Here is a 12,486-nt window from a genome sequence, read left to right on the forward strand (position 1 = left end):
CCCACTACTTTTAAATATAACTTATCCATAACAAGTTGTTTTTTCACCGCAACAACCTGCCTTACTAAAAATCTTTATCTGAAATGCATGAATGTCAATAGAGAATATAGAAGAAAAAAGAACATTTTTAAATCCAATACTCAATCACTGCTCCATCTTCCCCTTCAACTGGGTCTTTAGCTGGCCGAACAACAGAAGCAATCAGTTGTTTGATGACCTCATAATTTTCTGCTTCGCCTTTTTGCATATCCGGTTCAAGTCCCACAGGATAGGCACCCACTATCTTGAAATCAGGGCTTGCATCAATCCGTTTGTGAGCTACTCCAGCCGGCAAGAGTAAGACATCTCCTCGAGTAAAAGAGTATTTTTCTGCATCCGGACCACCAAGTTGCACAGTCGCTTCGCCAGCAATACAAGCCAATACTTCGTGGGTTGTAGCATGAAAGTGATGATAAGAAAAGATACCGTTCACCCAGCCATTTGAATAACCATTTTGTTCAAATAGGGCTAGTACATTCTCTGCTGAACCAGTCTTATCCAATAAATCAGATACTCCTTTAGGATAATAAAGAACAGGAAGCGGATTATTCGGAAATGGTTTGTTTTCTTCAATATAAATAGTTTCTACCATACCTCTTTACCTGCCTTTCTTCTATACCTATTTTAAAAAAGTTTAATCAAACTCTTCGTATTCATTTGGGTGTTGCCCTTCTACCCTGCCAGCTTCCCCTTTATCTAAAGCATCAATTTTTTGGCAGTCTTCTTCTGTTAGTTCGAAACCAAAGACATCAAGATTGGCTTTTTGGTGACTGAAAGAAGAAGCTTTTACAATGGGCATAACGTTATTTTGCAAATTCCAACGGATAATGACTTGAGCAGGTTCTTTTCCATATTTTTCCGCAATCGCAACAATGGTTTCATTTTCCAATACATCATTGATTTCACGACCAAACGGACTCCAAGCTTCTGTTAAAATACCCAGTTCATTATTAGCTTTGACCAACTCTTTATTATTAAAGTAGGGATGGCGTTCAATTTGATTCGTAGCAGGAGTAACACCCGTCTTTTCGATAATGCGTTCAAGGTGCTCTGGTAAGAAGTTCGATACGCCAATCGTTTTGATCAGACCAAATTTTTGTGCATCTACCAACGCTTGCCATGCTTCTTCGTATTTGCCTTGTTTAGGCAACGGCCAGTGAATCAGATATTTATCAAAATAATCAATGCCTATACGATATAACGATTCTTGAATCATTTTGATTGCCTTATCGTATTCATGCGCTTTTCCTGGTAGTTTTGAACTGATGAGCAATTCTTCGCGCGGAACGGTCGAACGACGAATCGCTTCTCCTACCATACCTTCATTCATATAGTTGGTTGAAGTATCGATGAGTCGATAACCCGCATCAATCGCTGTAAGAACACTGTTCACACCTTTAGCTCCTTGAATATTTACCGTTCCAAATCCAATCGCCGGCAAACTTGTTCCATCATTTAATTCGAATTTTTCTGTTTTTGTCATCTTGCTTTCATCCTCTCCATGAATAATAGCTTACATCATTCAGTATAAAGGATTAAGAGAAGTCTATCATGTAATACGCATTCAGTAGCTGAAATATCTCCTAATAAAAACATACCTTCTACTTAGCGCGACTAATGTTTAATAAAATCTTTTCTGCTATACTAAAAATAAAAGCGAGGGATCATGAATGGAAGCTGTAGAATTTGATTTTGTTGTAAAGGATAGTTTAAAAGCTCTTAAATTATACGAAAAGATCTTCCCGGTTAAACGTGTAGAAGTGTCTGACTTTAAATCTGGCACAAATGAAGTTGTCTTTACTATTTTCGAAGCTCGTTTTCATATGCTAGACGAAAACCCTGAATACCACTTAGTAGCTCCTAAAGAAGGTCATCCGCAATCTTTTTGGTTCAACATTATGGTTAATGATATAGATAAGACCTATCAAGCCGCTATTGAGAATGGCTGCTCAGAGATACAAGGTGTAACAAGAATGGAAGAATTCGGCATTTCAAATGCACAGTTTTTAGACCCTTTTGGTTATGTTTGGATGCTGCATGAAATTCACCGCGAAGTGAGCTATGAAGAAAGAATTGATATCTTAAAAGAAACGTTTGACTAATTCATTGTCCATACAAAAAAAAGGAGAACTGCAGCGATGGCAGTTTTCCTTTTTTGTTCTTTCTATTTAGAATTGATTTTATGAGTCTGTTGGTACAATTTGCGAGCCAACATCGGCGTAACTAGAATAGTGATAATGGCTAAAGTGACGATTTGTGTCGTTGCACTGGTGACGTAAGACTCTAGCCCGGGATTGACTTGAGCGATGATAGCTGGGAAAGACACTGAAACTCCTGCAACTGCATTCATGGATAATGCGGCCACTCCATCGTTCTTTAGAATCATTTTATCCACTACAACTAGCGGACTCATCAAAACATAGAATACGACGACTAGTATAATTCCATAAATACCAGATTGCAGTCCTTCAATCAAGTTCATTCCTTGACCAATATTCCAACCAAGTATTGGAAGCAGTACACTGATTCCTGCACCAAAAATCTTTGTCTAAGTTCCCTAAAATCATTCCTAATATAAGCGGCAAAATAGTTGAGATAATCGGCATCCATTGGATTTCTCCTTGACCAGAAATGGCATAAATAAGCATGGGTACTGCAGGAATTCCAAATAAACCAACTAAACCAATAGCTCTTTATCCACTTCGTCTCCGAAATCATTTACAATTGAAATATAAAGAGCAGGATTCATACTGCAAATGGCCACTATAAAAGCCAAAGCACTAATACCAAAAACGCCAGATTGTCCAAGAAGGGCGATAAATAATAGTCCAAAACCAACAGTTAAAACCAACTTCACGAGCAACAATACCCCGTGGCGTTTAAAAAGTTTGCCAAGTGTTTTAAGATTGATCCCGATTCCGGAACAAAAAAAATCAATCCTATGATAAAATTCGTTCCGCTTCCTCCAAGAAAAGCATTTGTAATTCCACCTAGATTGCTAAATAAATTCGGCCATAAAGTATAAAGCAATGCACTCAGCAGCATTGGAACGAGAAACGTTCCTGCTGGAATCTTATTCATAAATTTTACCGTGTTTCTTCCTCCTCAATCATTCCGTTTGAAACAGATTTGGCTTGTTCATTTATTGAAAAGATAAAAAGAATCCATTATGTGCACTTAAAATACGAATACATTTGCTGCTCAATAAGGGAACTTATAGAATATTATACTTTCTATTCTAGCTTCCTTGATTGATTAATGCACTTAAGAAAGCTTCTATGTCTTTTTCAGCTAGGAATGTACACACCTAACTCTATTGTTTCTGCATTTTACTATACTACCATTTTCCCTAGTACTTGCAGGCATGATGAGCACTAACTTTTTAAACTTTTTCAAGCGACAAAAAAAGCAGTTGCTTTATCAAACCTTTATCGATTTAGAACAAGCCATGAGGGCTTTAACTGTACAGTAAAAGTCGGATTAAGGCGCGCAAAACTCTCTTGAGGAACGATAAAGACCTTATTGTGAACAATGAATATTTCATGCAACCCTAGATAGGTCATAGAATTTAATTTTTCATAATATCTTCTCTTGTGATAATATAGTTGAGTGAAAGCTGCTATTTTTTTGCTTCTTTAAGTTTTATGAATAATTAAAAGAGAAGGATGTGCTTGTATGATTTTTCAATTTAAAATTTCTTTACTAGATATCGGAGTACCCGTATGGCGAAGAGTCCAGGTGAATAGTGATTCCACTTTTCGTGAACTACATGAAGTTATTCAAGTTGCTTTCGATTGGTATAATTCTCATTTACACAACTTTTCTATTCGAAAATCAAATGGTCGAAAGATCCAAAATATTTTTATCGAACCTGATAATGAGTATCAAGGGCCTAACTCGGATGCTAGCTGGGGCAACTTCGCCTCGTCCATTGAAAATTTAAATGAGGAAGAAGAAACTCTAGCTAAGTGGTTCAAAAAAGAAAAAGATCGAGTTGTTTATACATATGATTTCGGAGATGACTGGGAACATGAAATCGTACTCGAGAAAATTTTAGAACCTGCTCCTGATGTGTACTACCCTATTTGTCTTAAAGCAAAAAATGACACTCCTGAAGAAAACAGCCGAGGCGAACTAATAGACGGCGATTTCTTATTAATTAATCCAGATTCGAAGGAGATTGTCGAAGACATCAATGATATGTTGGGAGAAGGATTTTCTGATTTAGATTTTAAGTAATCAATAAAGTTGGAATAAGATAAACTATAGCTATACCGACTATGGATTGATTCGTTGCGCTTTTCAGTGACTTTCTTTTCATTAATCTTGCGTAACCTTAATGGTTTTAAATAAAGGCCCGATTTCTCAATATTAAATCGAGAAATCAGGCCATTATTACTTAGAAAAAACGTTCAGTTATTAAAAACAACTGCTAATAGAGGCCAGTACCAGCTAATTGCAGCAGTGTATGTACGATATACTTTTTACCGAGCTCGTCATCCTTAAAATTTTTTTCATGGAAGATCGAACCTCTTTCGCTAAAAAAAGTAGTCCATTTGTCTTCTTCTTTAAAATAATGGAAGCCTTCAGCCATAGATGATCTTGTTGCATCACTCTGCGGGATACCATGGATCAATGTATAGTCATATACTTCCGCTTCACTAACCGTAAAAACGTTAGAGTACTTATGGTACCTCATATTTTTAATCCCAAGAGTTTTACAGGCAAAATCTAATGCATTTCCATACAACAGTATCTTTATTTGTGTTTCTTTATCAACCAAGACTATCAACCCCTTATAGGACTTTTGTATACTCACTTGCTGCTTTACTTTAATAACATTAGCATAATTTTATAGACGCACATACACATGATTTTCAAATCACCAATACTCTTGATACAGCGCTAAAAAAAACAGTCAGCCATACCAGTATGCTGGCATTACTGACTGTTTTATTTCTAACCGATTTGTTTACAGAAAGTCTTCGTTTATTGATTATTAGCCAATTGAGATAAGTGAAACTCTAGGTGTTCTTCAATAAAACTCGCAATCGTATAATAACTATGGTCATGTCCTTTTTGCATTCGGACCGTCAACGGATAGTTTTTCTCCTCTGCAACAGCCGCTAGCTTAGATGGCTGCAATTGTTTTTCATAAAAAGAATCCGCATCTCCTTGATCAATCAACACTGGAATTTTTTTGCCCATGTAATTCTTTAGCAGTTCTACTGCATCCCATTCACGCCATTTTTCTTTATCGCTGCCAAGATACGCGTTGAAGGCTTTTATCCCCCACGGAACTTGACTAGGATTAACGATCGGCGCAAAAGCAGAAATCGAGTGGAACCGCTCTGCATTACGCAGTCCAACCACTAAAGCCCCATGGCCGCCCATAGAATGACCTGAAATAAATTCTGGGCCAGTTAATTGAAACTGGTCATGAGCGATGGCAGACAGTTCTTTAGTGATGTAATCGTACATTTTATAATGAGGCTCCCACGGCTGTTCGGTAGCATTAAGGTAAAATCCTGCTCCTTGGCCTAAATCCCAATCCTCTGAATCCGCTACATGCTCTCCACGAGGACTAGTATCTGGCATGATCATCGCTACGCCTAAACGCGCAGCAGCTTTTTGTGCGCCGGATTTTTGCGTAAAATTATCATCGGTGCACGTTAAGCCTGATAACCACCAAAATAAAGGCGGATTAGAAAACTTTTCTTTATTTGGCAAAAATAAACTGAAGGTCATTGGGCAACCTAAAGTGTGTGAATCATGACGATATTTGTATTGTGTTCCGTCAAAAACAACGTGTTCTTCAAGCAGTTCTAATTTTGACATGTTTATCCCCCTCATATGAAATTGATTGAAACAACTTAATGGTAAGAAAGAACCGTACGAATTGATTTTCCTTCATGCAGTAAATCAAATGCTTCATTGATTTGTTCAAATGGCAAAGTATGCGTGATAAATGGATCCAATTGAATCTCGCCGCTCATCGCTTTCTCAACCATACCTGGCAATTCTGAGCGCCCTTTTACTCCGCCAAAAGCAGAACCGCGCCAAACGCGTCCAGTCACTAGTTGGAATGGACGAGTGCTGATTTCTTCGCCAGCTCCGGCTACCCCGATAACGACGCTTTCTCCCCAGCCTTTATGGCAGCATTCTAAAGCTGAACGCATCACATGTACATTTCCGATACATTCAAAACTATAATCCACACCGCCATTTGTTAAGTCAACGATGACTTCTTGAATAGGACGATCGTATTCTTTGGGGTTTAAAAAGTCGGTAGCGCCCATTTCTTTAGCTAATTCAAACTTATCTGGATTTGTATCAATAGCAATAATGCGTCCAGCTTTTGCTTGAACAGCTCCTTGAATAACCGCTAACCCGATTGCGCCTAACCCGAAAACAGCGATAGTATCGCCTTCTGTTACTTTCGCTGCATTGCTTACAGCACCAATCCCAGTGGTTACACCGCAACCCAATAAGCAGACTTTTTCTAAAGGTGCTTCTGGATTTACTTTTGCTAACGAAATTTCAGAAACAACCGTATATTCACTAAATGTGCTTGTTCCCATATAATGATAGATAGGTTCTCCTTTATAAGAAAAACGAGTCGTTCCGTCCGGCATTAATCCTTTACCTTGCGTTTCACGAATCGCTTGACATAAGTTCGTTTTACCTGAAGTACAGTATTCACATTTGCCGCATTCCGGTGTGTATAACGGAATCACATGATCCCCTGGTTGAACGGAAGTTACTCCTTCTCCGACTTCTACAACGATCCCGCCGCCTTCATGTCCCAATACTGCGGGAAAAACACCTTCTGGATCCGTACCAGATAAGGTATAGGCATCCGTATGACAAACAGCTGTATCTGTAATTTTAACTAACACTTCCCCTTTTTTAGGTCCTGCTACATCGATTTCTACTATTTCAAGAGGTTGACCTGGTCCAAATGCAACTGCTGCGCGTGATTTCATTTTATTTGTCTCCTTTTATCCTATCAAATTAATCCAAAATTAAGGGGTGTATACTCTTTTGCTTGCATACTCTGCTTCCCCCTAAAAAATGCATCTTAGCCAAATGATACCATGCCTGTTCTTTTGCTACAACTTGCTTCAATTGTATCTGCTTATCTTCTTTAAATGTTCTTAGCATTAAAACCAGACAAAAATTGGATGCTGATTTTGTAAAAATAAACAATAAAGAACAGAGCAGGAAACCCTACTCTGCAAAAACCAACTTTTTGAGGTCGCAGCTCTCATCTATAAATAAATAGAACGAGCACATCTGACTTTTTGGGGTTCATACCTTTCCAGGTGTTTTTCATTTAACTTCTGCCCTCTAGTAGAGACCATACGATGGAACCCATTCCGAAAAATGCAATGACAAAACCAACAATCATACCAACTATTGGGACAACTCCTAAAATAGAGAGAATAATTAATCCTAATAAAAACAACCAAAAAGATCCTGCCTTGGACCAGTTAAACCTATTTTGGAACCAAAGACCTATAAAAACTGAAAAAATGATCTTTGAAACATAAAAAGTTACTCCATATAGTGCTAATAAGATAAAACTTAACGGTATCCCTATAACTGTAATCATTAAAAGGATAGCAACAACGGGAATCAATACAACAGCTAAAGCTCCAAAACCAAGGGCTCTAAGTGGAGAAGCTGCTATTTTTTCAGCTAAGTCAGGCCAAAAATCCGGTCTGATCCATCTAACAAAAAGCCATACGACTAAAGGAGCTAGAATGCTAAAGAGAATTTTCATCAAGAATGCAATCGTAAACACCGACTTAGCAGATTCAGAAGATTTAGGTTCAATTTTTTTCCAAGTTGTTTCTCCTACGACTTCAGAATTACTGGAAAAATCTGCTTTGTTTTGACTGCTGTATTTTAAATCTCCGCCAATCTTACCATCAACAGATAAAGACTCACTTGAACTAGACAAATCACCATTGATTACGCCATTTTGATAAACTTTAGCTCCACCAACAAAAACATCTTTCTCAATGACTGTACCCTTTTCAACGAAGATATTTTGTCCTGCTAAAAAAGCACTGCCATTTGTTTGAGATGTCACTTTCAATGTAGCTCCAGCTAGATAAATAGTATTTTCAACAACACCATTTAGAGTGATATTTTGTCCAGCCACAAATACGCTACCTTTGACTGTACCATTTATAACCGTACTTTGACCTGCTACAAATAAATCTCCATCAATCGTTCCATTAACCTCTACGTTACCAGCAGTTATAAAAGTAGTCCCATTTATATCCCCATCGACACGAACATTTTCTCCTGAAAGAAAACTCGTTTTTTCTAATGTTTCACCGGACTCTACAACAATATTGTCCCCAGAAATACTTTCCGCTAAAACACTCGCAAAAGGAATCGACATAAATACAACCAAGAGCAACGATAGAAGTAGTGCTTTAAATTTCTTGTTGCGGTTGATCTTTAGCATAAGACCCCTCTCCTTTAAGTTTTTCACCTATTTGGAAATCATTAGCTGCCGTTTAGTTCATCAAATCTATGGGAAATTAGCTGACCACTATTAACCAAACAGTTTAACATCAAATCACTAAGTGAGATGGATAACCGCTCCAACTGTTCTGGTTTTGTGATAGTTTCATCGCGTCTCTTATAAACTTATTATACTACACCATCGTTGTAAGCGGTAACAAATAGAGTTGTTCGTTGATATCAAAATATTCTCGTAACATTTTCGAATCCGAAAAACTTCCATGAACAACAAACAAGCTTCGGCGACATGATCAATGTTGCTCTGGAAGCAGCTATTAAATAATAAAACTTTTACACAAAAAAACATTCCATTACGACATGCTCTTAACGAAACATGTGTAGTGGAATGTTTTCTTTTCGTTAAATTAAAGAAGTTTTATAAACCGAATAGTGCCCTTAAAAAAATATGGTATAAACTCACAAACAATTTCTCTTTGTTTATGACTGTCTTTCTTGATTTCAATTTACCTTTGTAATCCGGGGAATTGCCATATACCAGAAGTACGAATGAAGTCACGGTAGATAACCATCTCTTCTTCTTCCGTCACTTTTTGTGCTTCTTCTTCACTATCGTAATCCATATACACAACATTCGTAAATTCTCGATTTGATGTTTTATTCTCTAACGTATCCATCAATTGACTGGCTTCATTAAACGTTACAAGTGCCCGTCTCATATGACTTGCACTCGTAATCAACGTAATATCTTGCAGTCCCTCTTCTCTTACGATATCCATAGAAAACAATGCATTCTCAACAGTATCTGTGGCCAATGCTTCTTTAAATATTCTTTCTTTATCAATACCTTTTTCAACTAGCCAATCATACATTAGTTCTGCTTCTGTGTGTCCTTTTTTAGGTACTCCGCCCGTTACAATGATTTTTGAATCTGGGTACTTCTCTGCAGCCTTCAAAGTGACTTTCAATCTTTCTAAGAGGGTTTCCTGCATTTCTCCTTCATCTGAAAGAGCGTAACCTAAGGTAATGATAGCATGATTGTCTTTAGTAATATTTTCAGGAACTTCAGAATTAAGTGTCGTTTTTTCTATTTCCTCAATAGAATCAAATTTCACTTCGTATTCTTGCCCTCGTTCTTGGTCTATTTCAGAAAGTTTTTGTATGTCTTTTTCAAATGAGTCTGTATCTCCTGTAACTTTTGAATAAGCAGCATGCAGTATGTGAGCTTCAAAATTATCAGGGTCAATATCAATAATTTCTTCAAATGACTTTAGGGCTTCTGGTATTTTATCTTGTAATATCTGTGCAGAAGCCAATGAACGCTTTAATTCGACGTCATAAGGGTCGATAACTGTCGCACGGGCAAAAGATTGTTCTACTACATCATAATCGCCATGCAACGTTATTCCTTGAAACAATTCTTTTTCAGCTTTTTTCATATCACCGCCATACCAATAATAATGCATCGCAATTTCTTCAAGAGCTGCTATTCGCTCGCTTGTAGGCTCATTATTACGAACTTGTTGGAATAATTCTTCCGTATTCTCTTTTGGTTCTTCTGTTTCTAAAGAGCTTTCATTTGCGTTATCTTTTACCTCAGAAGTTTCTACAGCAGTAGAAGTTGCAGAATTATCGTCGGTTATAGTATTGCCTGAATCAGAACATGACGCAAGAATAAGCGTTGCAAACGCTATGAAAAACAAAGAAAATTTCTTATTCACTGTTAACACCTTCCTTTTTAGTATCTTATCCGACTCCCCTGAGGAAATCGCTTTCATTTCGTAACACTAACATATCACATTGTTATTTTTGCGTCAAAATTTTAACCTATCTTTTTTTGGGGGCCAAAACTGTTATTTAAATCATTGAACTATACTATCTGAAGAAACTAAAATAAATATGGCCAGAAGAAATCGTGCATTTAATCAAAATAACCTTGTAAAAGTAAAACGAACTCTATAGTATGAACGTTAGACTAGAAACAGAAAGAGGCAGCGTGACCATGAAAATCATTCAAGCAGAACCCGCTAATATAGAAGAATTAAAAATCAAAGCGACTACAAAAGACAGCTGGGAAACCAGACTCGCAGCCGTTAACGAATTGGCAAAGTACGATTGCCAGAAATCAAGATACATTTTAACGAAACTCGCATCAAGCGACCGGGTTTTTGCGGTTAAAGAAGCTGCTTTTAATGCTGCCCAAGCAATGGGCATCACGAAAAAAGGTGTACCTCTAGTTTTGAAGAGAAAAGACATCGGATACAGCAGTAAAGACTTTGCTAAGATTTTTAGCCGCGTTAAACGAGACACACAAATGGAAGAATTTGATCTGCCTGTCTTCAAAAAACAATTCCAAGTTGTCAGCTCTGAAATGTATGATGTGATGCAATACGAAGAACAAGAAAACTTCGATTTGTGGATCACTGCTCTATATGCAAATTTGCGTTAAATCCTGAATTGGAATAAAATCATCCAGTTAAATGTTCCTTGTGATAGACACAGTCCTTAATAAAGCTGTGCTTATTGCAAAGGAATTTTTTGTATTATACCACTAAAAAAACTCAGCAAGTCTATCGCTAATTTCTATACCATGTTCAATAGCCTTTGATGACTGTGATATCGCCTTCTCTAGAGGTTGGCGGTTGAAAGTGTTCGAAATATTGAACTGCAGTGCGTTCGTCTAAAATAATATCGTTAGGGTGTTTTCCTCTACGATCACGAATTCTCTGTAAAACAATTTCTTTCGGAGTGCAAATTAGAACAATTTCTGGCTTAATACCAAAAGGAACAAGCATATTTTTGTATTCGTCACGCATCTGACGTGACCAAAATGAATAATCTAGAACAACATCTTTGTTTTGTGCAATCAGGGATCGTAACTCATGATCGAGAAAAATTTTGATTTCATCATAGATATCCTTTGACAACGGATGAACCCTCACGCCTCTCTTAAAAGACTCTACATCAAAAGACAAACGATTGAATCCTTGCCGTTCTAAACTCTTAGCATACGTAGATTTTCCTGATCCTGCTGTTCCGCACATAAAAACGACTCTGCTTGTTGAATGATAAATCTTCTTCATTTGAAGCTCCTCCATATTTTATAATTCATTTAAACTAGTTTATGAATGTTAAAGATTATAAAACCAAATGATTACCCGAAAGCCGGATTTAAAAGCACCTTTTGATGTGCCTGATGAAGCATTTGCATAGAAAAAAAGCAGAGATTTTTTATCTCTGCTTTTTGTTTTTCCGAATCATTAAAAAGTAGTTCATGGCATGTTCACTACTAACATTATTTATATTACTGATAATGTCAAATACGTTTGAGTAGGCTATTCAAAGAAGAGAAAAAATATATTTTTAATTTGAGTAAAGAATAATGAGTGTTACACTTAACTTATGTATCTATCAGTAACAATTATCGCCTTTCCAATGAAAAGGTTGATCTGTCAAATAAGACAATTTTATATAGAAGGGGTGTAAAATAATGAGTCGATTAAAAAAAGATAGTATGATCATCCTACTGGTTACGATTGTTTGTTTTTTACTTGGTCTCTCTTTTAATTTCTTTTTTGATTGGAGAAATCCTTGGTTTATCATTATTTTTATTCCTGCTTTTATTGGTCTCTATTACAGCATTGTTTATAAAAAACGCTTTAGAAAAGTAAAGGTGTGGAAAGAACAACTCAACTTATCCGAAGAAGACTTAATTCGATTAAGCCATGCCAGCAAATACGATATTCCAAAATGGGAAAAAGGGAAAGTATCTCTCTCATGGCCAAAAATGTGCCGTTTAACAGATAAACTAGAAGAAATGATTCAGCAGAGTTAATGTCCTTAAGATATTAATTTATACAGAATACCCGTTATGAATTGGAAGGTACAATAAAATCACTAAAAAACTAGTTCTATTCTTTTTGGTGTTGGTAAGTGGAATATCTGTAT

Annotated in this window: 12 protein-coding genes and 2 pseudogenes; 4 read left to right on the forward strand and 10 right to left on the reverse strand. The window is 36.8% G+C overall.

All coding sequences use genetic code 11. The features are described 5' to 3' along the window. Positions 1-127 precede the first annotated feature (127 nt). Positions 128-631 (reverse strand): hypothetical protein, encoded by a 504-nt coding sequence (locus JHE06_RS10850; protein ID WP_201088769.1) that lies wholly within the window; start codon positions 629-631, stop codon positions 128-130. A gap of 42 nt (positions 632-673) precedes the next feature. Continuing rightward, on the reverse strand, positions 674-1,522 hold the full coding sequence (locus JHE06_RS10855; RefSeq protein WP_201088770.1) for an aldo/keto reductase: 849 nt from the start codon (positions 1,520-1,522) through the stop codon (positions 674-676). A gap of 187 nt (positions 1,523-1,709) precedes the next feature. Here JHE06_RS10855 and JHE06_RS10860 point away from each other — a divergent pair, with 187 nt between their 5' ends. After that, positions 1,710-2,141 carry a VOC family protein gene (locus JHE06_RS10860; RefSeq protein ID WP_201088771.1) on the forward strand — a complete coding sequence of 144 codons (432 nt, stop codon included), beginning with the start codon at positions 1,710-1,712 and terminating at the stop codon, positions 2,139-2,141. A 62-nt stretch (positions 2,142-2,203) separates the two neighbouring features. Here JHE06_RS10860 and JHE06_RS12330 read toward each other — a convergent pair. Continuing rightward, positions 2,204-2,687: pseudogene (locus JHE06_RS12330) on the reverse strand (2-keto-3-deoxygluconate permease). A 29-nt stretch (positions 2,688-2,716) separates the two neighbouring features. Further along, positions 2,717-3,120 (reverse strand): annotated as a pseudogene (locus JHE06_RS12415) (2-keto-3-deoxygluconate permease). A gap of 594 nt (positions 3,121-3,714) precedes the next feature. Between JHE06_RS12415 and JHE06_RS10870 the strand changes: the two are divergent. Then, complete coding sequence (locus JHE06_RS10870; RefSeq protein ID WP_201088772.1) at positions 3,715-4,278, forward strand: plasmid pRiA4b ORF-3 family protein; 564 nt, start codon at positions 3,715-3,717, stop codon at positions 4,276-4,278. A 193-nt stretch (positions 4,279-4,471) separates the two neighbouring features. Here JHE06_RS10870 and JHE06_RS10875 read toward each other — a convergent pair whose 3' ends face one another. From JHE06_RS10875 to JHE06_RS10895, 5 genes are all read right to left on the reverse strand, one after another. Next, positions 4,472-4,822, reverse strand: coding sequence for a hypothetical protein (locus JHE06_RS10875; RefSeq protein ID WP_058919410.1), 351 nt, complete (start codon positions 4,820-4,822; stop codon positions 4,472-4,474). A gap of 206 nt (positions 4,823-5,028) precedes the next feature. Next, on the reverse strand, positions 5,029-5,877 hold the full coding sequence (fghA, locus tag JHE06_RS10880; RefSeq protein ID WP_201088773.1) for an S-formylglutathione hydrolase: 849 nt from the start codon (positions 5,875-5,877) through the stop codon (positions 5,029-5,031). Between the two features lie 35 nt (positions 5,878-5,912). Further along, entirely contained in the window at positions 5,913-7,025 is a 1,113-nt protein-coding gene (locus JHE06_RS10885; RefSeq protein WP_201088774.1) for an S-(hydroxymethyl)glutathione dehydrogenase/class III alcohol dehydrogenase, read from the reverse strand. Between the two features lie 350 nt (positions 7,026-7,375). Next, positions 7,376-8,521: a polymer-forming cytoskeletal protein gene (locus tag JHE06_RS10890; RefSeq protein ID WP_201088775.1), complete on the reverse strand. Its 1,146-nt coding sequence runs from the start codon at positions 8,519-8,521 to the stop codon at positions 7,376-7,378. 523 nt (positions 8,522-9,044) lie between these two features. Further along, positions 9,045-10,259: a YdcF family protein gene (locus tag JHE06_RS10895; RefSeq protein ID WP_201088776.1), complete on the reverse strand. Its 1,215-nt coding sequence runs from the start codon at positions 10,257-10,259 to the stop codon at positions 9,045-9,047. 281 nt (positions 10,260-10,540) lie between these two features. Here JHE06_RS10895 and JHE06_RS10900 point away from each other — a divergent pair, with 281 nt between their 5' ends. Further along, on the forward strand, positions 10,541-10,987 hold the full coding sequence (locus JHE06_RS10900; RefSeq protein WP_058919415.1) for a hypothetical protein: 447 nt from the start codon (positions 10,541-10,543) through the stop codon (positions 10,985-10,987). A gap of 145 nt (positions 10,988-11,132) precedes the next feature. Here JHE06_RS10900 and JHE06_RS10905 read toward each other — a convergent pair whose 3' ends face one another. After that, the gene (locus JHE06_RS10905) at positions 11,133-11,621 is read right to left on the reverse strand and encodes an AAA family ATPase (RefSeq protein ID WP_201088777.1); all 489 of its coding nucleotides are present in this window, start codon (positions 11,619-11,621) and stop codon (positions 11,133-11,135) included. Positions 11,622-12,028: 407 nt separating this feature from the next. Here JHE06_RS10905 and JHE06_RS10910 point away from each other — a divergent pair, with 407 nt between their 5' ends. Next, positions 12,029-12,373, forward strand: a complete 345-nt coding sequence (locus tag JHE06_RS10910; RefSeq protein ID WP_201088778.1) for a hypothetical protein — start codon at positions 12,029-12,031, stop codon at positions 12,371-12,373. Positions 12,374-12,486 lie beyond the last annotated feature (113 nt).

The sequence above is a fragment of the Carnobacterium sp. CS13 genome (assembly GCF_016653495.1).
GTDB lineage: Bacteria > Bacillota > Bacilli > Lactobacillales > Carnobacteriaceae > Carnobacterium_A > Carnobacterium_A antarcticum.

Bases quoted from the DNA above. Each gene is read 5' to 3' on its own strand.
- JHE06_RS10850 (WP_201088769.1), bottom strand. From the start codon at position 631: ATGGTAGAAACTATTTATATTGAAGAAAACAAACCATTTCCGAATAAT.
- JHE06_RS10855 (WP_201088770.1), bottom strand. From the start codon at position 1,522: ATGACAAAAACAGAAAAATTCGAATTAAATGATGGAACAAGTTTGCCG.
- JHE06_RS10860 (WP_201088771.1), top strand. From the start codon at position 1,710: ATGGAAGCTGTAGAATTTGATTTTGTTGTAAAGGATAGTTTAAAAGCT.
- JHE06_RS10870 (WP_201088772.1), top strand. From the start codon at position 3,715: ATGATTTTTCAATTTAAAATTTCTTTACTAGATATCGGAGTACCCGTA.
- fghA (WP_201088773.1), bottom strand. From the start codon at position 5,877: ATGTCAAAATTAGAACTGCTTGAAGAACACGTTGTTTTTGACGGAACA.
- JHE06_RS10885 (WP_201088774.1), bottom strand. From the start codon at position 7,025: ATGAAATCACGCGCAGCAGTTGCATTTGGACCAGGTCAACCTCTTGAA.
- JHE06_RS10890 (WP_201088775.1), bottom strand. From the start codon at position 8,521: ATGCTAAAGATCAACCGCAACAAGAAATTTAAAGCACTACTTCTATCG.
- JHE06_RS10900 (WP_058919415.1), top strand. From the start codon at position 10,541: ATGAAAATCATTCAAGCAGAACCCGCTAATATAGAAGAATTAAAAATC.
- JHE06_RS10905 (WP_201088777.1), bottom strand. From the start codon at position 11,621: ATGAAGAAGATTTATCATTCAACAAGCAGAGTCGTTTTTATGTGCGGA.
- JHE06_RS10910 (WP_201088778.1), top strand. From the start codon at position 12,029: ATGAGTCGATTAAAAAAAGATAGTATGATCATCCTACTGGTTACGATT.